The sequence below is a fragment of the Brevundimonas sp. genome (assembly GCF_035626535.1).
In the GTDB taxonomy this organism is placed as follows: domain Bacteria; phylum Pseudomonadota; class Alphaproteobacteria; order Caulobacterales; family Caulobacteraceae; genus Brevundimonas.
This window is the reverse complement of record NZ_DASPNO010000040.1, coordinates 16220-42138: the sequence shown is the minus strand read 5'-3', so window position 1 is coordinate 42138 and position 25919 is coordinate 16220. Positions and strand designations below refer to the sequence as shown.

The window sequence follows — 25919 nt, the reverse complement described above, 5'->3', positions numbered from 1 at the left end:
CGTTCAGTAGGCGAAGTCGCGATAAATGCGTCCGACGTCGCCATGCCAGTCGCCGTGGTACAACTCCAGCAGGCGGTCGGCGGGCGTGACGCCGCTGTCGGCGATGTCCTCCAGCTCCGACAGATAGCCGCGCTCGTCGACCATTCCGCCCGAGAAGCGGGCGCGGTTCTTCAACCCATGCTTGGCGATGTCGACCAGATCGACGGCCACCTCGCGCACCGAGCGTCCGGCCACCTCGGCCTTGAGTCCCAGCCGGGTGACGTCGCGGCGCAGCCGTTCGTGATCGGCGATGTCCCAGTTCTTGACCAGGTCCCAGGCCGCCGCCAGCGACGGCGCGTCGTACAGGACGCCGGCCCACAGCGCTGGCAAGCCGCAGATGCGGCTCCACGGTCCGCCGTCGGCGCCGCGCATCTCCAGATAGGACTTCAGCCGTACCTCGGGGAACAGGGTGGTCAGGTGGTCGCCCCAGTCCTTCCTCGTCGCCCGTTCGCCCGGCAGCGCGTCCAGCTTCCCGTCCATGAAGGCGCGGAACGACTGGCCCGACAGGTCGACATAGCGGCCGTCGCGCTTGGCGAAATACATCGGCGTGTCGAGCGCATAATCCGCATAGCGCTCGAAGCCGAAGCCGTCCTCGAACACGAAATCCAGCATGCCGGTGCGGTCCGGATCGGTGTCGGTCCAGACGTTGGCGCGGGCGCTCAGGAAGCCGTTCGGCTTGCCTTCCGTGAACGGCGAACAGGCGAACAGCGCCGTCGCGACCGGCTGCAGCGCCAGCGAGGTGCGGAACTTGGCCACCATGTCCGCCTCGCCGTCGAAGTCGAGATTGGCCTGGATGGTGCAGGTGCGCAGCATCATGTCGAGGCCCAGCGAGCCGCGCTTCGGCATATAGGCGCGCATGATGTCGTAGCGCCCCTTGGGCATCACCGGCACGTCCTCGCGCCGCCACAGCGGATCGAAGCCGGCCCCGAGGAAGCCGAGGTTCAGCTGGTCGGCGACCTGCTTGACCTCCATCAGGTGCTGGCCGGTCTCGTTGCAGATCTCGTGCACGTCCGGCAGCGGCGCGCCCGACAGCTCGAATTGCCCGCCCGGCTCCAGCGAGATCGAGGCCGTGTAGCCCTCGCTGTTCTCGCGCTCGAGGGCGATGACATGGTCGCCCTCGTACACCTGCCGCCAGCCGAAGCGGGTCAGGCCTTCCAGCATGGCCTTGATGCCGGTCGGCCCGTCGTATTCGGGCCGCCGCAGCGTCGACTTGTCGAAGCCGAATTTCTCGTGCTCGGCGCCGATGCGCCATTCGGACTTGGGCTTGGACCCCTTCGACATGGCGCCGATCAGGTCTTCGCGGGTCAGCGGTTCGGCGTCGGCCATGCGGTGTTCCAGCCCCTCTTGTCGCCGCTAGATGGGCGGGCGAACGGCCCCGCTCAAGCCCCAATCTGCTGCGGCATGGATAAGGCCGCCTTGGGTCTACCGTTCCCAGTCGCCGACCGCCGCCTGCCACAGGGTCAGCGCCGCCGTCGCCGCCGTATCCGCCCGCAGCACCCGCGGCCCCAGCGACACCGCCGCGGTGAAGGGCAGGGCCCTCAGCCGCGCCCGCTCCTCCGGCGCGAACCCGCCCTCCGGCCCGATCAGTATGGCCCAGGGTTCACCCGTTCCTCCCCCGCCGGGGGAGGGGGACCGTGAAGCGGTGGAGGGGGCGGCCGACGCGAGAGCCGTCATCGCCGGCGCCCCGCCCGTCTCGTCGCAGAACATCAGCCGCCGCGACGCGTCCCAGCCGTCCAGCAGCGCCTCCAGCTTCACCGGCAGGTCGATCGCCGGCACGTCCAGCCGTCCGGTCTGTTCTGCGCTCTCGACCGCGATGGCCTCCAGCCGGTCCATCCGCACCCGGTCGCCCTGCGTCCGCCGCGTCGTCACCAGCCCGATCCGCGCCGCCCCCAGCTCGGTGGCCTTCTCGACCGCGAACTCCAGCGCCGCCTTCTTCACCACCGCGATCAGCAGATGCACGTCCGGAACGGTGGTCTGCGGCCGAATCTGTTCCTCGGCCTTCAGCACCACGCCCTTCTTGAGCGCCTCTGCGATCACACACCGCCACTCGCCGTCGGCGCCGTTGAACACCAGCAGGGCGTCCCCCGCCTTCAGCCGCATCACCTGCGTCAGATACCGCGACTGATCCAGCGTCGGCAGGATCGCCGCGCCGGCGGACAGGGGCTGGGGGACGTGGAGGCGGATCATGGTTGGCAATTACCCATCCGCGCCCCCTCCGTCATCCTCGGGCGTGACCCGAGGATCAGACCGTCCGGTGCGCGGTCGTGGTCGGGACGGCTCAACGGCCGGTGCGAGGTTATCGACACCGAGCTGCGGAACGTCTGGCCCTCGGGTCGAGCCCGAGGGTGACGGTCTTGGAGAGTGTCAGAGCGTCCGCGCGATCAGCAGCTTCATGATCTCGTTCGTTCCGCCGTAGATCCGCTGCACCCGCGCGTCCTTGTACAGCTGGGCGATCGGATACTCGTTCATGTAGCCGTAGCCGCCGTGCAGCTGCAGCATCTCGTCGATGACCTCGCCCTGGATGTCCGTGACCCAGTATTTGGCCATCGAGGCGGTGGCGGCGTCCAGCCTGCCCTGCAGGTGCAGGCCCAGGCAGTGGTCGACGAACACCTTGGCCACCGTCAGCTTGGTCTTCACCTCGGCCAGTTTGAACTGAGTGTTCTGGAAGTCGATCACCCGCTTGCCGAACGCCTTGCGCTCCTTGACGTAGGCCAGTGTCTCGCTCAGCCCGCGCTCCGCCGCCGCCACTCCCTGCACGGCGATGTTCAGCCGCTCCTGCGGCAGCTGCTGCATCAGCTGGATAAAGCCCTGGCCCTCGCCGCCGCCGATGATGTTCTCGCCCGGGACCTTCACCTCGTTGAAGAACAGCTCGGAGGTGTCGTTCCCCTCCATGCCGATCTTGTGCAGGTTCCGGCCGCGCTCGAAGCCTTCCGCGCCGTCTGTCTCGACCACGATCAGGCTGGTGCCCTTCGCTCCCTCGGCCGGGTCGGTCTTGGCCACGACGATGACGAAGTTCGCCAGCTGGCCGTTGGTGATGAAGGTCTTGGACCCGTTCACCACATACTGGTTGCCCTGTTTGATGGCGGTGGTCTTGACCCCCTGCAGGTCCGAGCCCGCACCCGGCTCGGTCATGGCGATGGCCCCGACCAGCTCGCCCGAAGCCAGCCGCGGCAGCCAGCGCTGCTTCTGCTCCTCGGTGCCGTAGTGCCAGATGTAGGGGGCGACGATGGCGTTGTGCAGCGAGATGCCGAAATGGTCCGCGCCCTTCCAGCCCAGCTGGCGCATCAGCACCACCTCGTGCCGGTAGTCCCCGCCGATGCCGCCGTATTCCTCCGGCATCGACAGCCCCAGCAGCCCCGCCTCCCCGGCCTGCGTCCACAGCTCGCGCGGCACCGAGGAGTTGGCGATCCACTCCTGCACCCTCTCAGGCGGCGCATGCTCGTCGATCCATTTGCCGACGCTGTCCGAGAAGAGGCTGATCTCCTCTTCCTGCATGAAGTCGGGTTCGGGGACGTTGAGGACGTTCATGGTGACACTCGCCTTTTCCCTCCCCGTCCCGGGGAGGGTGGTCGCGAAGCGACCGGGTGGGGACGGCTCGATGACGCGGGCCCCACGTCCTGAAGGACCGGCCCGCCCCACCCGGTCGTCGCTGACGCGCCGACCACCCTCCCCGCCCGGGGAGGGAGAAAATCAGATCAGAACGCCTCCGCCGGCAGGGCCATCAGCACATCCGCCCCGCTCTTCAGCTTGGCCAGATGCGCCCCCGCGTCCGGCAGGATGCGCTCGACGAAATAGCGGCCGGTGGCCAGCTTGTTGGCGTAGAACGGATCGCTCGGTCCGCCGTCCACCGCCTTCTGCGCCGCGATCGCCATCTGCGCCCAGACATAGGCCAGCGCCGTCAGGCCGAAGATGTTCAGATAGTCGGTGCTCGCCGCCCCCGCGTTGTCCGGGTTCTGCATGCCGTTCTGCATCAGCCACATGGTGGCCTCCTGCAGCTTCTTCTTGGCGTCGGTCAGGCCGTCGATGAACGGCTTCACCGTCCCCTCGTCCCCGCCGTACTGGGTGGTGAAGGCGTCGATCTCGGCGAACCAGGTCATGATCGCCCGCCCGCCGTTGGCCGGCAGCTTGCGCCCGACCAGATCCAGCGCCTGGATGCCGTTGGCCCCCTCGTAGATCATGGTGATCCGCGCATCGCGCAGATACTGACTGGCCGGAAAATGCTCGGTGTAGCCGCTGCCGCCGTGCACCTGCATGGCCAGCGACGCGGCGTGGAAGCCCTTGTCGGTCAGATAGGCCTTCAGCACCGGTGTGATCAGGCCCATGTAGTCGCGCGCCTTCGTCGCCACCGCCTCGTCTTCCGAGCGCTGCAGATCGGCCTGTAGCGCGGTCCACAGGATGAAGGCCTGGCCGCCTTCGACGAAGGCCTTCGCCTCCATCAGCATGCGCCGCACGTCGGGGTGGACGATGATCGGATCGGCCGGGCCGTCCGGGTTCTTCGGTCCGGTCAGCGAGCGGCCCTGCAGCCGGTCCCTGGCGAACTCCGCCGCCGCCTGATAGGCGGCCGTGCCGATCGACAGCCCCTGGAGGCCGGTGCCGAGGCGGGCCTCGTTCATCATGACGAACATCGCCGCCATGCCCTTGTTCTCCTGGCCGACCAGCCAGCCCTTGGCGCCGTCATAGGCCATGACGCAGGTGGCGTTGCCGTGGATGCCCATCTTGTGCTCGAGCCCGGCGCAGCCGACGCCTTCGTTGCGCTCGCCCACGCCGCCGTCTTCGGTGACGAAATACTTCGGCACGACGAACAGGCTGATGCCCTTGATCCCGGCCGGGGCGCCCTCGATCCGGGCCAGCACCAGATGGATGATGTTGTCGGTGAAATCGTGCTCGCCCGAGCTGATCCAGATCTTCTGCCCGGTGATCGAATAGCTGCCGTCGCCGTTCGGGACCGCCTTGGTGCGGATCATGCCCAGATCGGTGCCGCACTGCGGCTCGGTCAGGTTCATGGTGCCGCCCCACTCGCCGGTGGCCAGCTTCGGCAGATAGGTCGCCTTTTGCTCGTCCGAGCCGTTGGCGTGCAGCGCCTCGTAGCAGCCGTGGGTCAGGCCCGGATACATCGAGAAGGCGGCGCTGGCCGCGGCCGTCATCTGCCCGAACGCCATGCCGACGATCGAGGGCATGCCCTGGCCGCCGTATTCCGGGTCGGAGCTCAGCCCCGGCCAGCCGGCGGCGACCATCTGCTGATAGGCCTCCTTCCAGCCGGTCGGGCCGGTGACCTTGCCGTCATCCCATTTGCAGCCTTCCAGATCGCCGACCCGGTTCAGCGGGGCGATGACCTCCTCGGCGAATTTGGCGCCTTCCTCGAGGATCTGGCCGACCAGTTCCGACGACACGTCGGCGAATCCGGGCTGGTTGGCGTAGCGGTCGATCTCCAGCACCTCGTTCAGGATGAACGTCAGGTCGCGGACAGGCGCCTTGTAGGCCATGGAGTTACGCTCTCGCTTTGAAAGGCTGGTGGTGGTTGTCAGGGTTCAGCCGCTCGCGCAGCAGCGAGGCGTATTCCTCGGCCCCCGGCAGCAGGTCCGGACGGTGCTCGGCCAGCTTGCGCTCCATCACGGCGCAGGCCTCCTCGGCGGTCTCGATGGCCGCGTCGAGGTCCTCACGCTGCTGCTTCAGCGCGGCGATCTGAGCCCGGTGTCGGCGCAGGGCGACGGCCATCTGATGGGCGTTGTGGTTGTCGTGGTCGTAGAGATCCAGCATCTCCTGGATCTCCTGCAGCGAGAAGCCGATGCGGCGTCCCCGCAGGATCAGCTTCAACCGGGCCCGGTCGCGCGCGTCATAGACCCGCGTCTGCCCTTTCCGCGCCGGGGTCAGCAGCCCCTTGTCCTCGTAGAAGCGCAGCGCCCGCGCCGTCGCCCCGAACTCGCGGCACAGCTGGCGGATCGAATAGGTGCGATGATCGTCGGCGGTCGCCATGCGGCAGTTCTAGACCGAACTTGACGTGCACGTAAAGGGAAGGATTGAGGCGAGGCAACAGGCAACAGGCAACAGGCAGCAAAAAGGGAGACGACATTGGCTGGCGTCTCCCTCAGGCGGCATTCAAGGGCTCGGCGACCCTGCTGCCTGCTGCCCGTTGCCTCGCGCGTCAGCGCACTTCGCGGGCCCGATACCACAGCACCGGCGCGGTCATGGCGATCAGCACCAGATTGGTCAGCGCCAAGCCACCCTCGAGGCCGAGGGCGTGCACGCCCAGCATGATTGTCTCCAGCGCCAGCAGGCCGGCGGCGGCGGTGACCAGCAGCGGCCGGCCGTGCTTCCACGACACCAGCGGCGCGAGGATCAGCACGGCGAGCACGATCTCGGCGACGCCGAGGCCGCGCACCATGTTCGCCTCGACCAGCGCCGGCCAGCGCATCAGCTCGACCAGATTGGTCATCGGCTCGCTCAGCTTGGCGTAGCCGGCGGCGATGAAGAACATCGCCAGCCAGCCCTGCAGCGTCCAGAGCGTCAGATTGCGGTAGCTCGCGGCGAGGCGCGAGCGGGCGGGAGTGAGAACCTGAGAAGTCATTTTAGGGGACGCCGGGGGAGCGGCGCTCTTTTGATTGGCAACAGTGGCGAGGTTGGAACGGCCCAGCCTGTCCGCAAGGGCGCGAAGCGAGACCGTAACCATCCGTGACCGCCTTCTGCGAGAGCCCCGCGGCCAAAGCGTGGCCGTATTCATAAATCCTTGTAATGCGGCAGCGGTTTCGGGCGTCTTAAGAGCGCGGCGGCGCGAACAGATCAGGGGTGGCACGGCGAAGGGCCTTCCGGGGAGGAGCCGGCCAGCGCCGGCGGCATCATCCATACCGCCACGCTGCTGCCAGCCTGCTGTCAGCAGCCGGTCAGGCTCCACGCCTCGCGGGCCCTGGCCAGCCGCTCCAGCTTGGCGTGGAACGGCCCCCAGTCGTCGCCCGTGTCGATCGCGGCCCAGATCGCCTCGACCTCGTCGATCAGCATCTCCTCGGGCTCCGGCGCGGCGAACACCGCATGCTCCAGCCGCTCGGGCCGGTCCGGCTCGTGCTCGAACAGGGCGAAGCGGAAGGCGTCGAACGCCTCGCCCTGATAGAGCCTGCCGCGCGGCCCGCCGAGCGCCCGCGCCGACGAGGCGAAGCCGCCGAACCAGTCGAAGAACAGCGGCTCCCAGCGCAGCGCCTCGCCGCCCTCGCGCAGCAGCGCCAGCGTCGTGTCCAGCAGCCTCTGGTCCGCCGCCTCGCCCAGACTCGACACGCCCAGCCGGGCCAGAAAAGCCGCCCGCAGCTCGCGGACATAGGCCGGGCCGAACCCGTTCAGCGCCCCGGTCAGCGGCTCCGCGTCCGCCACCAGCTTCAGCGCCCCGCCCAACTGGGTCAGGGCCCAGAACACCGCCTCCGGCTGGCGCGCGAAGGCATACAGCCCGAACTGGTCGAAATAGGCCGCCGTGAATCCCGGCTCATAGTGCGGCAGGAATCGCCACGGCCCGTAGTCGAAGCTTTCGCCGGTGACGTTCAGATTGTCGGTGTTGAGCACCCCGTGCACGAAGCCGGCGGCGATCCATCGCGCCGTCAGCCGGGCCGACGCCTCGACCACCGCGCGCAGGAAGCCCGGCGTGTCTCCGCTGGCGACGCCCGGGTGGTAGAGTGACCGCGCGTGCTCGATCAGCGCCTCGATCATGTCCGGTCGGCCGATGTAGGCCGCCCGCTGGAAGGTGCCGAAGCGGATGTGGCTGTGCGACAGCCGCACCAGCACCGCCGAGCGGGTGGGAGAGGGCTCGTCGCCGCGCTCCAGAGCCTCGCCGGTCTCGATCAGCGAGAACGCCCGGCTGGTGGGCGCGCCGAGCGTCTCCAGCATCTCCGCCGCCAGCACCTCGCGCACGCCGCCCTTCAGCGTCAGCCGCCCGTCCGCGCCCCGCGACCACGGCGTCTGCCCCGAGCCTTTCGTGCCGAGATCCAGCAACCGGCCGTCGCCGGCGCGCAGCTGCGCCGCCAGGAACCCCCGCCCGTCGCCCAGATCGGGATTGTAGGTGCGGAACTGATGCCCGTGATAGCGCATCGCCACCGGCCCCGGCTGGCTCGGCAACGGCTCGAACCGGCCGAAATGGGCGATCCATTCCGCATCCGTCAGCGTCTCCAGTCCGACCGTCGCCGCGGCCCGGTCGTTGCGGAAGCGCAGCCGGGTCTCGGGGAAGTCCGCCGCCCGCACGGCGTCGCCATACTCCTCCCCCAGATCGAAGAAGCGCGGCTCGGGACGGTAGGCGGGGGAGGGGGGCATGGAGGCCAGATGCGGTCTTGAGCCGCCGAGAGCAACCGGCGCGGTACGTTTCCGCGGCGTCTTGAACCTCCGCGCCCGCGCCGTATTGTCTCCGCAGAGATCAGGCCCCTCCGTCGTTCACGGCGCCCCGGGGCCAGGCCGGCGCCCGCATCGCGGCGCGAACCCGGTCCGGCGCCCGTCGATAACCGGGCGCCACGACAGACCCTTCCAACCCGGAGGCCCGCCGTGGCGCGCAAGATCACTCTCGACTTCCTCAAGACCGAGGCCGCCTCGGGCGCGGTGCTCGGCCTCGCCGCCCTGGCGGCGCTGATCGTCGCCAATTCGCCGCTGTCCCCGACCTATTTCGCCTGGCTGAAGAGCGAACACGTGCTGCAGGTCGGCCCGCTGCTGCTCGAACTGTCGATCTCCGAGTGGATCAAGGAAGGCCTGATGGCCATCTTCTTCCTCGTCGTCGGGCTGGAGATCAAATACGAGATTCTCAGGGGCGAGCTCAGCGATCCGAAAAAACTGGCGACGCCGGTGCTGGCGGCTCTGGGCGGCATGGTCGCGCCGGCCCTCGTCTATCTGGCCGTCTCCGGCGCCGCCGGCGGCCCGCACGGCGGCTGGCCCATCCCGCTGGCGACCGACATCGCTTTCGCCCTCGCCGTCTTCGCCGTCGCGGCGCGAAAGCTGCCGTCCTCGCTCAGGGTCTTCCTGCTCACGCTCGCCATCGTCGACGACCTCGGCGCCATCGCCCTCATCGCGGCCCTGTTCTCCAGCGGCGTCGAGTGGCAGCCGCTGGTCTGGGTCGTGGGCCTGCTACTCGTCGGCGGCGTGCTGGCGCGTCTGCGCAAGGTGCCGGCGCCGTTCTGGGTGCTCGGCTTCGGTCTGGTCTGGTACCTGACCGTGCTCTCCGGCCTGTCGACGTCGCTGACCGCGGTGGCCTTCGCCGCCATCGTGCCCGTCGACGACCGGCGCTGCGACAGGCAGAGTCCGCTCAAGGAGGCGATGCACGACCTCCACCCCTATGTCGCCTATCTGGTCCTGCCCCTGTTCGCCTTCGCCAAGGCCGGCGTAAGCTTCGGCGGCCTCTCGCTGGAGCAGATGTTCGCGCCGCTGGTCATCGCCGTGGCGCTGGGCCTGTTCATCGGCAAGCAGATCGGCGTCTTCGGGGCGGCCTGGCTCGCGTCGGCCCTGAAGGTCGGCCGCCGACCCACCGGCGCCACCTGGCTGGAGCTCTACGGCGTCAGCCTGCTGTGCGGCGTTGGTTTCACCATGAGCCTGTTCATCGGCGTTCTGGCCTTCCCCGGCGCCATCGACTCGCCGCAGCAGGTCGAGGTCAAGCTGGGCGTGCTGGGGGGGTCGTTCCTGTCAGCGGTCGCAGGCGCGGCCGTGCTGGCGATTGCTGGCCGGCGGCGCAAGGAATTGGCCGACCAAGGCGCGGATACTGCCGATTAGGGGGTGAATATTGACCTAAGGTCAGCGATTTCTGTCGCTTTTGCGTCACAGTCAGGCTTGCGGCATGGCTGAAATAGGGCCGCTCCGGGCCGCGATGCTTGTGGCGGAGTCCGGCTTGGATTACCCCGAATGCTGGAGTTTCCGCGCTCCGCAAGAAGGGCGCGGGCCAGGGATCAGGAAACGCCGCGGCACCCCGTTCCATACGGGAACCCCGGCCCATGTCGGGGAGCGACCATGCGCCTTACCAACCTTCTTCGCACCACTGCGTCGGCGGCCGTCGTCGGCGCAGTGGTGTTCGGCTTCGCCGGGGCCGCCTCGGCCCAGGACGCCGATCAGGACCGCGCCACCACCGTGGACGACATCATCGTCACGGCTCAGAAGCGCGAGCAGAACCTGCAGGACGTGCCGATCGTGGTCACCAGCCTGTCGCAGGAAGTGCTTCAGGACGCGGGCGTACGCGACATCAAGGACCTGCAGATCCTGACCCCGGGCCTGACCGTCACCTCGACGGCGTCCGAGGCCTCGACCACCGCGCGTATCCGCGGCGTCGGCACGGTCGGCGACAACCCCGGCCTGGAAAGCTCGGTCGGGATCGTCATCGACGGCGTCTACCGCTCGCGCAACTCGGTCGGCTTCGGCGACCTGGGCGAACTGCAGCGCATCGAGGTCCTGAAGGGCCCGCAAGGCACGCTGTTCGGCAAGAACACCTCGGCCGGCGTCATCAACATCATCACCGAGGCCCCGTCGTTCACGCCGGGCTTCAACGCCGAACTGACCGTCGGCAACTACGGCGCCATGGCCGCCTCGGGTTCGGTGACCGGCCCGCTCAGCGACACCCTGGCCTTCCGCCTCTACGCCGGCCGCCGCCTGCGCAGCGGCTTCATGGACATCGACACCGGCGACGGCCCCCGTCCCGAGACCGACGACAACAACCAGGACTTCGGCACCGTCCGCGGCCAGCTGCTGTGGCTGCCCAACGACAACACCTCGGTCCGCGTCATCGCCGACTACTCGGGCCGGGATGAATACTGCTGTGTCGGCACCCAGATCCGCACCGGACCGACCTATCCGTTCGTCGACGCGCTCTCGAACGGCACTGGCCAGCGCCCGCCGGCCCCCGGCTTCGGCCTTCTGCCCTTCTCGCGCACGGCCTACGCCAACCGCTCGACCGGCCAGGACGTCGAGGACATGGGCATCTCGGTCGAGGCCAACATCGACATGCCGTCGCTGTTCGGCGGCTCGACCCTGACTTCGATCACCTCGTGGCGCGACTGGGAGTTCGTCAACGGCCAGGACGCCGACTTCACCGGCGCCGACATCGCCTACCGGCTTGAGGACGGCGAGTTCGGCTTCGGCGTCGATAACCTGACCCAGGAATTCCGCCTGGCCGGCCAGACGGATCGTCTGGACTGGCTGGTGGGTCTGTTTGTCACGGCCGAGAACATCGACCGCGCCGACAGCTTCTATCTCGGCGCCGACTATGGACCGATGCTGTCCTTCCAGCTCAGCGCCGCGCTGAACGCCGCCGTTCCCGCCTTCCCGGTCAGCCCGGGCATCATCGGCTGCTTCACCCGCCCCGGCACGACCTCGCCCCAGATTCAGGGCTGTCTGGCCACCGGCGGCGCCATGCCGCCGCCCAGCCCGCTGGCGGCGACCGGCCTGGCCCTCCCGGCCGGTCAGTCGGTCCGGGACAACTACGAGCAGCGGTCCGACTCGTTCGCCATCTTCACCAACAACACCTTTGCGGTGACCGAGCAGTTCGACGTCACGGTGGGCCTCCGCTACACCCTCGACGACAAGAGCCTGCGCGGCCTGCAGACCAACCCGACCGGCGGAGCCTCGGGCACCTGCGCCGCCGGCCTGGCCAACCAGGCCGCCATCGCCGGGGCTATCGGCGCCGCCAACGCGCCGCTGATCCTCGGCCGCCTGTGCCTGCCCTGGTCCAACCCCTTCTATAACAACCGCACGATCTCCGAGAAGGAGAGCGACGGCGAGCTGTCGGGGACGGTCAAGGGCTCATTCCGGTTCACCCCGGAGGCCATGCTCTATGCCTCGTACGCCCGCGGCTACAAGAGCTTCGGCTACAACCTCGACCGCGTGCAGACCGGCATCACGCCCAACGCCTCGCTGCTCTTCCCCTCGGAAGTCGTGGACAGCTACGAGCTGGGCGCCAAGCTGACCCTGCTGGATCGCACCCTGCTGCTGAACGCGACCTATTTCGACCAGCGGTTCGAGAACTTCCAGCTCAATACCTTCCTCGGCACCTCCTTCGTGGTGGAGTCGATCCCCGAACTGGTCTCGCGCGGCGTCGACGCCGACATGCTGTGGTTCACTCCGATCGAGGGCCTCAGCCTGCAGGGCGGCGTGACCTGGACCGACGCCGAGTACGGCGAGTTCACGGCCGCCGATCTGGCCAACCCCGGCAACTTCCCGCAGCTGTCGCTGCTGCCGGGCGCCCGGGCGTCGTTCGCTCCGGAATGGTCGGGCACGCTGTCGATCAATTTCGACCGCAACATCGGCGACAACCTGCGGACGGGCTTCAGCCTCTCCGGCAAGTATATGAGCGACTACAACACCGGCTCCGACCTGCTGCCCTTCAAGCAGCAGGACGCCTTCACCACGCTGAACGGCCGCTTCATGGTCGGCAGCGCGGATGAGCGCTGGACGGCCGAGTTCTGGGTCCAGAACCTGACCGACGAGGAGTACATCCAGGTCGCCTACAACGCCTTCCTGCAGGGCTCGGCGTTCCAGAGCACGGTCCAGCCGAACGGCACCTATTACAACCCGGCGCTCGACAGCCAGACCTATGACGCCTTCCTGGGCGCGCCCCGGACCTACGGCGCCACCCTGCGCTACAAATACTGATCGCGTCGCCCCCGGGGCGAAACGAACGAGCCGGCCGGGGGCGACCCCGGCCGGTTTTGTTTTGGGCGCGCGACTGACGGCATTGACGACCGCTGAGTTCTGTCCCCCGGGGCCGGGCGCTGACTCACGCCTCGCGGGCGAGCCGGCGCGACCTGAAAGACAGCTCGGCGGCGAACAGCCCTGTTCCCGACTCGTCGCGCACTTCCACGGAGAACTCCCGGGCAGCGTCGGGATCCGCGAGCATCACGCCGGTGCTGTCCGTCGTCAGGACTCCGTCGTCGATGGTGTCGAAGAAATAGCGGGGCATGGCGGGGCCGGTCACGGAAGCACCGGGGCTTCCTGCATGACGTCTCCGTGCGCCTTGCAGCCGCGCAGGTGGAGATAGCTGGGCTCGAACCCGCCAAACGCCCGCAACCGCCCGACATCGGGAATGACGAGACGTCGGCCGGCGATCTCGATCAGCCCCTTCTCGCGCAGGACCGCGAGGGTGCGGTTCACGTGAACAGGCGTGATCCCCATCAGATCGGCTAGGTCTTCCTGGGTGCCCGGCAGATCGAAGCTGTCGTCCTCCGCAAGGCCCACGGACCGCAGACGCAGGTGCAGTTCGCAGAAGACGTGCGCCATCTGCTCGTTGGCGCCGCGCTGCCCCATGCTGACGAGCCACTCGCGCAGGGTGCCCTCATCCACGAGCGTCATCCACCAGAGCCCGCGGTTGATGCGGGGGTTGGCGATGAGGCGACCGATCGTCGCCGGAGGAATGTCGACGACTGTCGCGTCCGACAGGGTGCCGATGCTGTGGTCCATCTGCCCCAGAATCTGGACGTGCAGATCGCACAGGTCCCCCGGAACGAAGATCGCCATGATCTGCCGGCGCCCGTCCGGCAGAATCTTGTAGCGGCAGGCGTACCCCGACATCACCAGGTGAACGTCTTCCGGTTCCTCGCCCTCGCCGATCAGGTCGGTCCTGGCCGGAACCGGCCGGGGGGTCGCCGAGACTTCGAGGAGAAACTCGCGATCATCCGCGGTGAGGTCGGTTCCATACGCCAGCTTGCGAAGGAAGGGGTTGGACATCCCTTTCAAACGCCACAGCCCCGGCATTGCTCCGCTCGCCTGCCCCCGCTGGCGACAGATCCCCGCCGTTGCGCCTACTCCGCCTCTGCCGGGGCCGGCCGCCCGGGCGTGTGCCGCTGACTGGCGAACATCTTCGCCATCCGCCGCGAGAAGAAGCCCGAGACGTCGTCGACGATGGTGAAGATCGCCGGGATAAACAGCAGCGACAGGAAGGTCGAGGTGATCAGGCCGCCGATCACCGCGATGGCCATCGGCTGACGGAACTCGACGTCGGCGCCCAGACCCAGAGCGATCGGCAGCATGCCCGCGGCCATGGCCACGGTGGTCATGATGATCGGCCGCGCCCGCTTGTGGGCGGCGTCGAGCAGGGCTTCGAACCGGGTCATGCCCGTCTTCCGCGCCATGACCACATAGTCGACCAGCAGGATCGAGTTCTTGGCCGCGATGCCCATCAGCATCAGGATCCCGATCAGCGACGAGATCGAGAAGCTCGATCCCATCAGCAGCAGGCCGATGAAGGCGCCGCCGATGGCCAGGGGCAGGGCGGCCATGATGGTGATCGGATAGGCGAAGCTTTTGAACAGCAGCACCAGCACCGCATACATCAGCAGCAGGCCCGAGCCGAAGGCGATGGCGAAGCCGGTGACCATCTCGGCCAGGAACTCCGCGTCGCCCGACGGCACCTCGCGCACGCCCGGCGGCAGGTTCTTGACCGGCTCCAGCGCCCGCACCCGCTGAGCGGCCTCGCCCACGGTGATGCCCTCCAGCTCGGCGGTGATGGTGGCCACGCGCGAGCGGTCGCGGCGGGTGATCGAGGACGGCCCGGCCCCGAAGGTGATGTCGGCCACCGCGCCCAGCGGCACCGACGCGCCGGTCGCCGTCGGCACCCGCAGGTTCTCGACCACCGACAGATCCTGACGCGCCTCTTCGCTGAGCATCAGGCGGATCGGAATCTGCCGGTCGCCGAGATTGTATTTGGGCAGGTTCTGCTCGACGTCGCCGAGCGTCGCCACCCGCACCGTCTGCGAGATGGCGCCCGTCGAGACGCCCATCAGCGCCGCCTGGTCCGGCTTGGGCGTCACCAGAATCTCGGGCCGCGCGATCGAGGCGGTGTTGACCACATTGGCCAGGCCCGGGACGTTGCGCATCTCGGCCTCGACCGCGCGCGTCGCGGCCTCGAGGGCGGGTCCGTTGTCGCTGAGCAGCGACAGGCTGTAGGTGGTGCCGTCGCCGGGTCCGCCGCCGCCGCCGCCGCCCGTGCCGATCCGCGCGCCGGGGACGTCGCGGAACTGGTCCACCATCATCCGGGCGAACGCCTGCTGGCTCATCTGGCGCTCGCCCTTGTCGACGAGATCGGCGACGACATTGGCGCTGGCCACGTCGATCGAACTGTAGACGGACTCGACCTCGGGCCGCTGCGACAGCACCTGCGTCATGTGCTGCACGATGGCGTCGGTCTCCTGCAGCGTCGCGCCCGGCGGCAGCTCGACGTTGAACGAGGCGCGGCCCTGATCGCCGGCCGGGAAGGGCTCGGCCGGAACCATCGTGCCCAGGAAGATCGAGCCGATCAGGATCACCGTGCCCGCTGCGAACACCTTCCAGCGGTTGCCCAGCGCCACCTTCAGGGCGCCCAGATAGGGCGCCATCCAGAACGGGTCGGCGTCGTGATGCTTCTTCGAATGCCGGAGCAGATAGGCGCCCATCAGCGGCGTCAGCATCCGCGCCACGACCAGCGAGAAGAACACCGCCACGCAGGCCGCGAGGGCGAAGGCGATGAAGAACTGGCCGATGATGCCCGGCATGAAGCCGACCGGCGCGAACACGGCGATGATCGTCGAGGTGGTGGCCACCACCGCAAGGCCGATCTCGTCGGCGGCCTCGATGGCGGCGTCATAGGGCGACTTCCCGTCGCGCATGTGCCGCACGATGTTCTCGATCTCGACGATGGCGTCGTCGACGAGAATGCCGATGGTCAGCGACAGGGCCAGCAGGGTCACGCCGTTCAGCGACTGCCCCGTCGCCGCCAGCACGGCGAATGTCGGAATCAGCGACAGCGGCAGGGCCACGGCGGCGATGATCGTGGCGCGGATGTCCCTCAGAAAGACGAACACCACCAGCACCGCCAGCGCGGCTCCGATCAGCAGGGCCTCGACCGAGGCGTTGTAGCTCTCCTCGATGTATTCGACATTGGCCGTGACCTGCTGAATGACCAGCTCCGGATGGGCCTCGTCCATCTCCGCCACGACCTCGCGCACGCGGTCGGCGACTTTGACCTCGCTGGCCTCGCGCGAGCGCAGCATGTTGAAGGTGACGACCTGCTGCCCGTTGTGCCGGGCCATCGAGCGCGGCTCGCTCCAGGCGTCCTCGACGCGGCCGAGGTCGCCGAGCCGCACGCTCTCGCCCCCGCCCAGCGGAATGCGGGTCTCGCGCAGCTCCTCCAGCGAACCCGCCGCCCCCGGAATCCGGATGGCGCGTTCCGACCCGGCAACGGTCACCCGGCCGCCAGGCAGGTCGCTGTTGGCCGAGACCAGCGCTTGGCTGACCTGGGCCGCCGTGACGCCCAGCGCCGCCAGCCGGTCCGGATCGATCTCGACCCGGATCTCGCGGTCGACGCCGCCCTGGCGGTTGACCTCGCCGACGCCCGGGATGGCCAGCAGGGCACGGCTGACGTCGTTGTCGACGAACCAGCTCAGCTGCTCCGGGCTCATCGTCGGGGACTGCACCACATAGGTGATCAGGCTGTCGCCGGTGATGTCGATGCGCTGGACCGTCGGCTCCTGCATGTCCTGGGGCAGGTCGCCGCGCAGCCCGGCCATGGCGTTGCGCACGTCGTTGGTGGCGCGCTCGACATCGGTGCCGAGCTCGAATTCGATGAAGGTCGAGGAATAGCCGTCGCTGACCGTCGAATCCATGTGGCGCACGCCGCCCAGCCCGGCGACCGCGTCCTCGATCAGCCGGGTGACCTGGGTCTCCAGCTCGCTCGGCGCGGCTCCGGGCCGTCCGGCCCCGACGTAGATCAGCGGAAACTCGACGTCCGGGTTGTTGTTGATCCGCATCGAGTTGAACCCGACGATCCCGGCGATCGTCAGCACGATGAACAGCAGGATGACCGGGATCGGGTTCCGGATGGACCAGGCGGAGAGGTTGTTCATGGGTCGGTCCTAGCCCGCCTTGGCCGGGGATTTCCTGGCCGCGGCCGGAGTCGCTGCCGGAGCCGCCCGGCGCGCCGGCGCGGCCGGAGCCACCACCCGCACGCGGTCGCCCTCGCCGAGGAAGCCGGCCCCCTGCACGATCACGCGCGCGCCCGCCTCGATGCCATCGACCGCTGTCCACTCGCGGGCCCGGGTCTCGATGACCACCGGCCGGAAGCGGGCGCGGCTCTCGTTGTCGAGGATGTAAACGCCCGGCCGGTTCTCGCGATAGAGCACCGCCGCCGTCGGCACGGTGACGGCGGGATTGGCGCCGACGTCGATGCGGGCGCGGCCGAACATGCCGGGGCGGAAGCCTCCGCCCGCCGCCAGCGAGATGCGCGCCACGCCCAGCCGCGTCTGCGCATTGACCTCGGGCGTGACGATGCGGACCGTCCCCGTCGTCTCTCCGACCTGGTCGGACGAGATGACGGCGCTCTGGCCGGCGCGGACCAGAGCCAGGTCCGTTTCCGGCACCTGGGCGTCCAGCTCCAGCCGGCCGTCGCGGACGATGCGGAACAGCTCGGTCCCGGGCGAGACGATCTGGCCGCGGGTGACGCTGCGGCTGATCACCAGCCCCGACACGGGCGCGCGGATGGTCGCCTGCGCCACCCGGGTCCGGGTCTCCGACAGCGCCGCCCGCGCCGCCGCGAGATTGGCGGCCGACGCCCGCTGGTTGGCCAGGGCGGTGTCCAGCGAGGCCTGGCTGAGGAAGCCGCGCTCCTTCAGTTCCTGGGCCCGGCCCAGCGCCGCCTGATCGCGGGCGGCGTTGGCCTCGGCGGTCTGCACCCCCGCCTGCTGCTGGTGCAGCTGGGCGCGCAGCAGGGCGTCGTTGAGCTGGACCAGCGGCTGGCCCTGACGGACGTAGCGGCCCTCGTCGACATAGACGGCGGTGGCGGTCAGCCCGCCGGTCTCGGCGCCGACCGGCACCTCTTCCCAGGCCGAGATGGTGCCGGAGGCGGTGACGGTGCGCGGAAGGTTCTGCAGCGCGGCGGCGACCACGGTCACCGTCTGGCTGCTGCCGGTCGCGCCGGCCTTGCCCTTGGTCTCCGCCTCCCTGGCCTTCTCGTCGCCGCTGCAGGCCGCGAGCGTCAGGGTCAGGGCCAGGAGGGCCGCGCCGGCCCAGGTGTCTTGCAGTCTGTTCGCCACGTCTGATCCCCATGCGGCGCGGAAGGGGAGCCGCGCCTCCAGGCGCCGCCGGTGCAGCCCCTTGTCATCGGCCGTTGAATAGCCCGTCCCCCAGCTCTTCTCAAACGCGAATCCCCTCCCTTACACCGATGTAATCCGCCACAAAATCAGTGGCAGAGGCCCGCGCGTCGCCGTGCGCCCCGCCGTGTGCGTTGGCGATCCGGCCCCGCCGTGCTACCGGCGCGGCCATGACGACCCCTCCCATCGAACGCATCCGGAATTTCTCCGTCGTGGCCCATATCGACCACGGCAAGTCGACCCTGTCGGACCGGCTGATCCAGCACACCGGCGGGCTGACCGCGCGCGAGATGTCGGCCCAGGTCCTTGACAACATGGACATCGAGAAGGAGCGGGGCATCACAATCAAGGCGCAGACCGTGCGCCTGCACTACAGGGCGAAGGACGGCCTCGACTACGTCCTCAACCTGATGGACACCCCAGGCCACGTCGACTTCGCCTATGAGGTCAGCCGCTCGCTGGCCGCCTGCGAGGGCTCCCTGCTGGTCGTCGACGCCTCCCAGGGCGTCGAGGCCCAGACCCTGGCCAACGTCTACCAGGCCATCGACAACAACCACGAGATCGTCCCCGTCCTCAACAAGATCGACCTGCCCGCCGCCGAGCCCGAGCGGGTCCGCGAGCAGATCGAGGACGTCATCGGCATCGACGCCTCCGACGCCGTGCTCTGCTCGGCCAAGTCCGGCCTCGGCATCGAGGATGTGCTGGAAGCCATCGTCACCCGCCTCCCGGCTCCGAAGGGCGACCCGAACGCCCCGCTCAAGGCCATGCTCGTGGACGCCTGGTACGACCCCTACCTCGGCGTCGTCGTGCTGGTCCGCGTCTTCGACGGCACGCTGCGCGCCGGCCAGCGCGTCAAGATGATGCGCAACGGCTCGACCCATCTGATCGACCGCGTCGGCGTCTTCCTGCCCAAGAACACTCCGGTCGAGAGCCTCGGCCCCGGCGAGGTCGGTTTCATCACCGCCCAGATCAAGGAGGTCGCCCACGCCGCCGTCGGCGACACCATCACCGACGAGAAGAAGCCCACCGCCGAACCGCTCAAGGGCTTCAAGGAAGTTCAGTCCGTCGTCTTCTGCGGCCTCTTCCCGGTCGACGCCGCCGACTTCGAGGACCTGCGCGCCGCCATCGGCCGCCTGCGCCTCAACGACGCCAGCTTCACCTATGAGATGGAGTCCAGCGCCGCCCTCGGCTTCGGCTTCCGCTGCGGCTTCCTCGGCCTGCTCCACCTTGAGATCATCCAGGAGCGCCTCAGCCGCGAGTTCAACCTCGACCTGATCGCGACCGCCCCCAGCGTGGTCTACAAGATCAAGCTGCGCGACGGCTCCGAGATCGACCTGCACAACCCGGCCGACCTGCCGGACGTGATGCAGATCATGGAAATCAGCGAGCCGTGGATCAAGGCGACCATCCTGACCCCCGACGAATACCTCGGCGGCGTCATCAAACTGTGCCAGGACCGCCGCGGCTCCCAGGTCGAGCTCAGCTACGTCGGCTCCCGCGCCTTGGTCGTCTACGAGCTCCCCCTGAACGAGGTCGTCTTCGACTTCTACGACCGCCTGAAATCCATCTCAAAGGGCTACGCCTCGTTCGACTACGAGCTGACCGACTACAAGCCGGGCGACCTGGTCAAGATGTCGATCCTCGTCAACGCCGAGCCGGTCGACGCCCTCTCCATGCTGGTCCACCGCGCCCGCGCCGAGACCCGCGGCCGCGGCATGGTCGAGAAGATGAAGGAGCTGATCCCGCCCCACCTCTTCCAGATCCCCATCCAGGCCGCCATCGGCGGCAAGATCATCGCCCGCGAGACGGTGCGCGCGCTGAGGAAGGACGTCACCTCGAAATGCTACGGCGGCGACGCGACGCGGAAGAAGAAGCTGCTCGAGAAGCAGAAGGCGGGCAAGAAGCGGATGAGGCAGTTCGGCAAGGTGGAGATCCCGCAGGAGGCGTTTATCGCCGCGCTGAAGATGGACGAGGATTGAGAAGCTGGGAAGGTTGTGCCCGGCTCAGCTAAAGCCTGATATCCTCGAGTAGTAGGTCGCCCGTCCTATACGCCCGAGCCCGTAGCGGCGGGAGAATTTCCGAGACGCTCGCCACGCAAGCACGAAACTCGGTATGGCAGTGTCGTGCTCGAGTAGGGGAAAGTTGTACCAGGAGCCGTCCATCAAGAGACGTTCCTGTGGCTTGGGGACTGTGGCACCCCTAAGGGCCGCCATCCTGACGCGTTCTCTTTGCGCCCGTCGAACAACTGACACCAGCCAACCGTCCAGTTCGGAGAGTTGGCTGACGTCAGAGACGAGGGGCAGAAAACCCATGAGTCCCCGCACTCGCTTGAGCCGACTCGTGCCGTTTAGAAAGCTCTCCAGCTCAGCCTTCGACAGTCCGCCGTAAATGTACTTGCGAAGCTCATTGATGCAGGTGACCAAATCCCAGTCCATGAACCCTGGGCCAAACCGGCCCAAGTCCATGGGGTCAGTTGCGTTCCGACGGTGATGGAAGAGGTGGATATGGATGATCTTGGATATCCGCCGCTTAATCCTGGCAATGGCCTTATCCGGAATCGATATGGTGGGATTTCCAGGCCCGGAGACGGTTATCCGATGTCCGACATAATCAATAAAGTTGATCGTCTCGACTAAAGACCCGTCGTCACCATCGATTGCAAAATGCCGGATTTCCCTGCCGGGGCCGTCGCCAAAGAACTGTATACCGGGCGATTTTTTATAGTTGATCGCTAACCCCGCATCGCGGCAGTGCTCTCTGAAGGTCTTGGCAATTTCTAGAGCGTCTGAGTAGGACCGGGTTATTGCTACGACATCGTCAGCGAATCTCGTAAATACGCCGTTCAACCGTTCAAGGGATAGGTCTAGGTCGTGCGCGGCGGCATTCGAAAGGAACAGCGATATGGAGCTTCCTTGGGGCACACCAACAGATCGTCGCTCGAAGGTACCTGATGTGTAAGCTGAGTTTGCAGCGTACCTATGCGTAAGAAACGCCTTGATCGCATTGGTCTCTGCGCCCGAAAGTAAGAACAATCGTCGAGTGAATAGCAGCTTTCTCAAGAAGTTATGGTCAATCCGATCAAAATAACTTGAGAAATCATACTGAATGACGTACGATTTCGCGCTGGACAAAGAACGTCTCAGGTGAAGAACGGCGTCAAATACTGTCTTGTCGTCGCGGTATGCAAAACTATAGCTTGAGCTTATGTTTGCATTTCGTCGTGTTATATTCTTGTGCAGGACGTTCGATAGCGCGGAGTCCGGGATTGCAAACGCCATGATGGTTCTCGATGAGCCATCCGGCTTGGGAATCTCGGACATGACCGCCGGCACTGGCTCGTACTCGTCTTCTTGCAGTTTCCGCCAGACCGACTTGCTAAGATATTTTGCGTGCTTGATGCAGTATCTTGGGTTGAAGTGCGGGTGGAAACTCCACGCCTCCGGCTCGGAAATGCTCGGAGTCCCCGGAACTTCTCCGGTCCTAGTCTGATATTTGTCCGCATAGGAGCGTGCCCTATCTACTTCAAGCCTGTGCTTGTTAAGTAGGGCTTTCGCCTTCTTAACAATTGCTCGTTCGATAAGTTCTTGCACGGCAACCTTGGGGTGCGCACCAACGCCGGTGAGTCAGGGGGTCGTTGCGAATGACGAACGAACCTTGCGAGTCCGTACTACAGAGTAACGTTTCCGGCGTTGGCTAGCGCGACACGCACATGGCACTACGGTAAGATTTGCCAGCAGGAGTTGTCAATGAAGCTTGGCAATGGATTTCCCCGGTAGCGCCAACGATGGAGAATCCCAGCGTGGGTCAGCGCTCCGAACGCAAGTCCAGCGTTCGCGGCAAGAACACCGGCCGAGCACCAAAGCCGGACGAGCGTCGCGTTAGCTTGGCGGGTAGTTCCTTAGAGCATTCGGGTCGAGCTTGTCCGCGGAGACAAGTCTGTAATGGCGCTCGTCCACGACCCGAACCTCGCCCTTCTGCAGGGTGAGTTCGAAGAGCGCTATAACACCGTCGTCCATGAACTGTGCCGAAACCGCGCGGCAGCGAAGGCCGGGAAACTTCTCTTCGACAAACCGGATGTCCTGGGTGGTCTGGACCACCCCGATCTGGTCCTTTCCGCCCTTCGCCTGAACGGGCACGACGTAGTGACAGCCGTACTTGTCGAGCCCGACGTAGAGCTCGTCGATCTCGATCTGGCCAATATCCTTGACGGTGGTCCGGAGATGATTCTGCAGGCTGTACGTCGTGAGGCCCAGGAAGGTGTCGATCAGCCTATTGTAGCGAACGATCGCCAGAAGGGCTTGCTCGTCGTCCAAGGCGTAAGACCGAATGAGCTCAGGCGTCGCATCGGGAATGGCGACCTGGACCAGATCTTCGCGCGGAAGAATTCGCTGAATCTTGACGAGACGGAAGCGATAGCCCGACCGACCGGCTCCTTCGATGATCCATTCCCTGCCTTTTGGCTGGGTCGCCAGAATATTCTCAGGGTATCCGATCCGGTAACGCAGCGCATAGATCACGTCGCCAACGTTCTTCGGCAGCTTGATCGCCAGCTTTGTAGCGACCTTCTCGATTTCCCCGCGCTCGAACGTAAACTCGGTCATTCCCTTCTTGAAGTGATCGGAAAAGATCTCCCCGATCAGGATCTTATAACGGTTCGGCCGGGTTTTCGGACTGATCATCTAGGTCCCTGACAAAGCCCTCGCTGCTTCGATCTCGTGTTGCTTCCGCTTCGTCGCGCCGCTCTTGCGGTCACGACGAAGGGGTTCAAACGAACGTCCGAATAGCTCCGCTGCAGTTTTCATACTTAGCCCGACCAAGGCGGTATTGCCCAGCTTTACGGAACGCGCGGGCATTTCAGGTGAGAGGCCGATGGCGCTCATTACACAAGATGCCACGGACCGTGCCATTGGAGGCGGGACCGCATTGCCGATCTGTCGAGCCCCATGCCACTTGGTTTCGTGGAACCGGAACCAGTCCGGGAACCCGTGCAGGCGGGCCATTTCCCGCACGGTGATGCACCGGTCGAACTTGTAGTGGATCGGGCGCGGGCTGGTGAAGGCGCCACGGGCCGCGTCGGTGCCGGCGCGAAGCGTATTCGAGACTCCGTCCGTCGGGAGTCGGAAAAAGCGCGAGATCGGCTCCACGTCGCCCGGAGCGGTTTCGGAAAACCGCCGTCGCGAGATCGGCGTGTGTTCCGTGCGGGCGCTGGAGGTGAGCACGTGCGGCTCCCAGCAGCGGACATAGCCGTAACCCCAGCTGTCGCGAGTCAGGCATCGCATGGCCGAGGCGTATTCGCTCGGCGTGCCCCAGCTGCTTGTCGCCACCGCATCCGACTCACGGAGCCTGTCGAACTTTTCAGCGTCCGGCAGATCGCCCAGAGCGTCCTTGCAACTGGGGCCCTCGGGGAGCGTCGATTTCCGGCTGCCTGCGGCGCGGGTGATCGCCGCCGGATAGTTCGGCAGGGTCAGACCGGCCTTGGCGCCCATCAGGATCAGGCGTTCGCGATTCTGCGGCACGCCGAAACTGGCGGCGTTCAGCACCTTCCACGGCAGGGTCACGACATAGCCCGCGTCCTCGAACTCGGCGATCAGCTCGTCGAGAAAGGCCCGGTGCCGCCCGACGGTGATGCCCTTGACGTTCTCGAACACGAAGTACGAGGCGTCGAGCTCCCGCACGATCCTGACGAAGTCGCGGACCAGCGCGTTGCGAGGATCGTCCAAGGCCCGCTTGCCGATCATCGAAAAGCCCTGGCAGGGCGCCCCGCCGAACACGACGTCGACCGGGCGGTCGCCGAGGACGGCCAGCCGTCGGATCTCCGTCCCTGTCAGGTCCTGCACGGACCGGGCGATCACCGTCGTTTCGGGGAAGTTGAACGCGTGGGCCGCGGCGTGGATGGGGTCGATCTCGACCGCCGCCGCGACGTCGAAGCCGGCCTGCTCGAACCCGAGGCTCATGCCGCCGACGCCGGCGAACAGGTCCACTCCAACAGGACGGGTCATGGCGCTCTCCCTCGGCTCGATTCTCGCGAATCCTAAAGGGCCGAACGGCCCACGTCGATCGCCTTTTGTTCCTGTAATTTGATTCGTTGCGAGCCGGTGCAATTGGGTAACGCCAATCCCAGATTGAGGTCGTGCCCAGACCGACGCCACCCGAGTGGAGCGATCCTCCCGTCGACGCCAAGCGCAGCGAGATCATGCGCAGCGTGCGCGGGAAGAACACCACGCCCGAGATGAAGGTCCGCTCGGCGCTGCATCGGGCCGGCTACCGCTTTCGCCTCCATCGCACGGACCTGCCCGGGAAGCCGGATATAGTGCTTCCCGGCCGCCAAGCCATCGTCTTCGTTCACGGATGCTTCTGGCACCGGCACCCTGCCTGCCGGGCGGCGAGCTCGCCCTCGACCCGAAGCGCCTTCTGGCAGGACAAGTTCGCCCGCAATGTCGAACGCGACCGGCTCGCCATCGAGGCGCTGGAACGGTCGGGCTGGGCGGTGCACGTCGTGTGGGAGTGCGAGACGAAGGGGAAGGCTCCGACCTTCTGGAGCGGGCTCGAGGCCTTCTTGCGGAAGCGCTCCGACCCCTACGACCGATCCTGACGCACCAGGCCTCTATCCTCCCGCGTCATGACCGCCCCCGCCCCGCTCCCTCCGCCCGTGCCGCTTCCGTCCCCGCCCGCCGCCGACCGCTCCGCCCACTACCGCCTCTCCTCCGACACCTGGGAGATCATCTGCAGGGGGTACCGCGAGGGAGCGACCGCCCCCTTCCTGTCGCGCAAGTGGCGGGTCTCCGAGCACGCCATCCGCCGCCGCATCACCCGCCACAACGCCACCAAACGCGAGCATGGCGACACCCAGGCGATCGGCCAGGCGCTGGCGCGGGAGGCGGAGCTGGAGGCGGCGCGGCGCAACAGTCCGGAAGCCGTGGCGGCGCGGCTGTTCGAGGGCGTCGGGGCGCTGGACGCCGAGGCGTCGTGCGACCCCGCCGTGCTGGCCCGGCTGTCGACCCTGGCCTCGGGCCGCCGCCAGGCCCGCGCCGCCGGCTGACGGTCTGACGGCGGGCCTGTCGACCGCCGCCCCGGCCTGCGCTATCCAGACGCCCCTCTGCCTTCGCGCGTCAGGACCGCCCGCATGACCGACTCCGCCCCCGCCCGGCCCGCCTTCGAGCCTCTCAACGACCTCGAGCGCCTGCTGATGGCCGCCGCCTCGGGCGGGGACGAGGCGCGCGCCGCCTTCGAGGCCGCCGTGCCCGGGGCGCAGCTGTGGGTCCTGCGCGCGCCCGGCGAGACCGCCCCCGACGTCCTGAGCCTGCACACCGTCGACATCGGCGGCCGCGCCGCCACCGCCGTCTTCACGTCGCGCGAGCGGGCCGAGACGGCCATCGACGACGCCGATCCCGTGGCCTTCGAAGGCCGCGCCCTACTGGAGGTCATCCGCGAGAACCGGGCGGTGCTAAACCCCGGCCACGCCTACGGCGCGCGCTGGACCCCCGACGCCATGGCCGCCCTGATCGGCCGCCCCAATCCGGCTCCGCGCGACCGGGCTCCCACCCATGTGACCACCCCCGTCGAAACCCCCGACGGCCTCGTCGAGGCCTTGGGCCGGGAGTTCGCCGCCGACCCGGCGGTCAGGGCCGCCTGGCTGGCCGCCGCGCGCTGGCGGGACGGCGAGGAAGGGTTCCTGCTCGACGTACGGGTCGCCCCGGGCGGCGCCGCCGTCCCCGTGCTGATGAATCGCGCCCTGCAGGGCGTCGCGCTCGACGTCCGCCTCGACGTCGTGGTCGGCTCGCCCGCCGAGGCCGCCGGCGCCGGTCTCGAGATCGTCGCGCCCCGCTAGCG

At 67.4% G+C, this 25919-nt stretch carries 20 protein-coding genes; 6 read left to right on the top strand and 14 right to left on the bottom strand.

What is annotated here, in order from left to right:
- Positions 1-3: 3 nt before the first annotated feature.
- The 7 genes from VEC04_RS05815 to VEC04_RS05785 all read right to left on the bottom strand — a co-directional run bounded on the left by VEC04_RS05815 (position 4) and on the right by VEC04_RS05785 (position 8322).
- On the bottom strand, positions 4-1365 hold the full coding sequence (locus VEC04_RS05815) for a glutamate--cysteine ligase (protein WP_324774752.1): 1362 nt from the start codon (positions 1363-1365) through the stop codon (positions 4-6).
- A 96-nt stretch (positions 1366-1461) separates the two neighbouring features.
- Positions 1462-2226, bottom strand: coding sequence for a 16S rRNA (uracil(1498)-N(3))-methyltransferase (locus VEC04_RS05810; protein WP_324774750.1), 765 nt, complete (start codon positions 2224-2226; stop codon positions 1462-1464).
- 177 nt (positions 2227-2403) lie between these two features.
- Positions 2404-3567: an acyl-CoA dehydrogenase family protein gene (locus VEC04_RS05805; RefSeq protein WP_324774748.1), complete on the bottom strand. Its 1164-nt coding sequence runs from the start codon at positions 3565-3567 to the stop codon at positions 2404-2406.
- Positions 3568-3734: 167 nt separating this feature from the next.
- Complete coding sequence (locus VEC04_RS05800; RefSeq protein ID WP_324774746.1) at positions 3735-5522, bottom strand: acyl-CoA dehydrogenase C-terminal domain-containing protein; 1788 nt, start codon at positions 5520-5522, stop codon at positions 3735-3737.
- Positions 5523-5526: 4 nt separating this feature from the next.
- Positions 5527-6012 carry a MerR family DNA-binding transcriptional regulator gene (locus tag VEC04_RS05795; protein ID WP_324774744.1) on the bottom strand — a complete coding sequence of 162 codons (486 nt, stop codon included), beginning with the start codon at positions 6010-6012 and terminating at the stop codon, positions 5527-5529.
- 169 nt (positions 6013-6181) lie between these two features.
- Positions 6182-6604 (bottom strand): DoxX family protein, encoded by a 423-nt coding sequence (locus VEC04_RS05790; RefSeq protein WP_324774742.1) that lies wholly within the window; start codon positions 6602-6604, stop codon positions 6182-6184.
- Between the two features lie 302 nt (positions 6605-6906).
- Positions 6907-8322 carry a protein adenylyltransferase SelO gene (locus tag VEC04_RS05785; RefSeq protein WP_324774740.1) on the bottom strand — a complete coding sequence of 472 codons (1416 nt, stop codon included), beginning with the start codon at positions 8320-8322 and terminating at the stop codon, positions 6907-6909.
- Between the two features lie 225 nt (positions 8323-8547).
- On the opposite strand from VEC04_RS05785, the gene nhaA reads away from it, so the two are divergent.
- Positions 8548-9759, top strand: coding sequence for a Na+/H+ antiporter NhaA (gene nhaA, locus VEC04_RS05780; protein ID WP_324774738.1), 1212 nt, complete (start codon positions 8548-8550; stop codon positions 9757-9759).
- 234 nt (positions 9760-9993) lie between these two features.
- Positions 9994-12624, top strand: coding sequence for a TonB-dependent receptor (locus tag VEC04_RS05775; protein ID WP_324774736.1), 2631 nt, complete (start codon positions 9994-9996; stop codon positions 12622-12624).
- A gap of 124 nt (positions 12625-12748) precedes the next feature.
- Here the strand turns inward: VEC04_RS05775 and VEC04_RS05770 are convergent, their stop codons facing one another.
- Genes VEC04_RS05770 through VEC04_RS05755 form a run of 4 tightly spaced genes read right to left on the bottom strand, consistent with a single transcriptional unit; the run spans position 12749 to position 18032 of the window.
- Positions 12749-12946, bottom strand: a complete 198-nt coding sequence (locus tag VEC04_RS05770; RefSeq protein ID WP_324774734.1) for a DUF6894 family protein — start codon at positions 12944-12946, stop codon at positions 12749-12751.
- Positions 12943-13722 carry a Crp/Fnr family transcriptional regulator gene (locus tag VEC04_RS05765; protein ID WP_324774732.1) on the bottom strand — a complete coding sequence of 260 codons (780 nt, stop codon included), beginning with the start codon at positions 13720-13722 and terminating at the stop codon, positions 12943-12945. Before VEC04_RS05765 ends, VEC04_RS05770 begins: the two co-directional genes overlap by 4 nt.
- 47 nt (positions 13723-13769) lie before the next feature.
- Positions 13770-16847, bottom strand: coding sequence for an efflux RND transporter permease subunit (locus tag VEC04_RS05760; protein WP_324774730.1), 3078 nt, complete (start codon positions 16845-16847; stop codon positions 13770-13772).
- 9 nt (positions 16848-16856) lie between these two features.
- Positions 16857-18032 carry an efflux RND transporter periplasmic adaptor subunit gene (locus tag VEC04_RS05755; RefSeq protein ID WP_324774728.1) on the bottom strand — a complete coding sequence of 392 codons (1176 nt, stop codon included), beginning with the start codon at positions 18030-18032 and terminating at the stop codon, positions 16857-16859.
- A gap of 227 nt (positions 18033-18259) precedes the next feature.
- Between VEC04_RS05755 and lepA the strand changes: the two genes are divergently transcribed.
- The gene (lepA, locus tag VEC04_RS05750) at positions 18260-20068 is read left to right on the top strand and encodes a translation elongation factor 4 (protein WP_324774726.1); all 1809 of its coding nucleotides are present in this window, start codon (positions 18260-18262) and stop codon (positions 20066-20068) included.
- A 24-nt stretch (positions 20069-20092) separates the two neighbouring features.
- Here the strand turns inward: lepA and VEC04_RS05745 are convergent, their stop codons facing one another.
- From VEC04_RS05745 to VEC04_RS05735, 3 genes are all read right to left on the bottom strand, one after another.
- A complete protein-coding gene (locus VEC04_RS05745) occupies positions 20093-21679 on the bottom strand; it encodes a reverse transcriptase domain-containing protein (protein ID WP_324774724.1) in 1587 nt (528 codons plus the stop codon).
- Positions 21680-21967: 288 nt separating this feature from the next.
- A complete protein-coding gene (locus VEC04_RS05740; RefSeq protein ID WP_324774722.1) occupies positions 21968-22768 on the bottom strand; it encodes a hypothetical protein in 801 nt (266 codons plus the stop codon).
- Positions 22769-24088, bottom strand: a complete 1320-nt coding sequence (locus tag VEC04_RS05735; protein WP_324774720.1) for a DNA cytosine methyltransferase — start codon at positions 24086-24088, stop codon at positions 22769-22771.
- A gap of 131 nt (positions 24089-24219) precedes the next feature.
- Here VEC04_RS05735 and VEC04_RS05730 point away from each other — a divergent pair, with 131 nt between their 5' ends.
- From VEC04_RS05730 to VEC04_RS05720, 3 genes are all read left to right on the top strand, one after another.
- Entirely contained in the window at positions 24220-24681 is a 462-nt protein-coding gene (locus VEC04_RS05730) for a DNA mismatch endonuclease Vsr (RefSeq protein WP_324774718.1), read from the top strand.
- A 27-nt stretch (positions 24682-24708) separates the two neighbouring features.
- Positions 24709-25128: a hypothetical protein gene (locus VEC04_RS05725; RefSeq protein ID WP_324774716.1), complete on the top strand. Its 420-nt coding sequence runs from the start codon at positions 24709-24711 to the stop codon at positions 25126-25128.
- An 84-nt stretch (positions 25129-25212) separates the two neighbouring features.
- Positions 25213-25917 carry an SseB family protein gene (locus VEC04_RS05720; RefSeq protein ID WP_324774714.1) on the top strand — a complete coding sequence of 235 codons (705 nt, stop codon included), beginning with the start codon at positions 25213-25215 and terminating at the stop codon, positions 25915-25917.
- The last annotated feature ends 2 nt before the right edge of the window (positions 25918-25919 follow it).

Coding starts and splice junctions, on each gene's coding strand:
- VEC04_RS05805 (WP_324774748.1), bottom strand. CDS start 3,567: ATGAACGTCCTCAACGTCCCCGAACCCGACTTCATGCAGGAAGAGGAG.
- VEC04_RS05725 (WP_324774716.1), top strand. CDS start 24,709: ATGACCGCCCCCGCCCCGCTCCCTCCGCCCGTGCCGCTTCCGTCCCCG.
- VEC04_RS05815 (WP_324774752.1), bottom strand. CDS start 1,365: ATGGCCGACGCCGAACCGCTGACCCGCGAAGACCTGATCGGCGCCATG.
- VEC04_RS05775 (WP_324774736.1), top strand. CDS start 9,994: ATGCGCCTTACCAACCTTCTTCGCACCACTGCGTCGGCGGCCGTCGTC.
- VEC04_RS05765 (WP_324774732.1), bottom strand. CDS start 13,722: ATGCCGGGGCTGTGGCGTTTGAAAGGGATGTCCAACCCCTTCCTTCGC.
- VEC04_RS05740 (WP_324774722.1), bottom strand. CDS start 22,768: ATGATCAGTCCGAAAACCCGGCCGAACCGTTATAAGATCCTGATCGGG.
- lepA (WP_324774726.1), top strand. CDS start 18,260: ATGACGACCCCTCCCATCGAACGCATCCGGAATTTCTCCGTCGTGGCC.
- VEC04_RS05810 (WP_324774750.1), bottom strand. CDS start 2,226: ATGATCCGCCTCCACGTCCCCCAGCCCCTGTCCGCCGGCGCGGCGATC.
- VEC04_RS05790 (WP_324774742.1), bottom strand. CDS start 6,604: ATGACTTCTCAGGTTCTCACTCCCGCCCGCTCGCGCCTCGCCGCGAGC.
- VEC04_RS05720 (WP_324774714.1), top strand. CDS start 25,213: ATGACCGACTCCGCCCCCGCCCGGCCCGCCTTCGAGCCTCTCAACGAC.
- VEC04_RS05800 (WP_324774746.1), bottom strand. CDS start 5,522: ATGGCCTACAAGGCGCCTGTCCGCGACCTGACGTTCATCCTGAACGAG.
- VEC04_RS05795 (WP_324774744.1), bottom strand. CDS start 6,012: ATGGCGACCGCCGACGATCATCGCACCTATTCGATCCGCCAGCTGTGC.
- VEC04_RS05760 (WP_324774730.1), bottom strand. CDS start 16,847: ATGAACAACCTCTCCGCCTGGTCCATCCGGAACCCGATCCCGGTCATC.
- VEC04_RS05785 (WP_324774740.1), bottom strand. CDS start 8,322: ATGCCCCCCTCCCCCGCCTACCGTCCCGAGCCGCGCTTCTTCGATCTG.
- VEC04_RS05735 (WP_324774720.1), bottom strand. CDS start 24,088: ATGACCCGTCCTGTTGGAGTGGACCTGTTCGCCGGCGTCGGCGGCATG.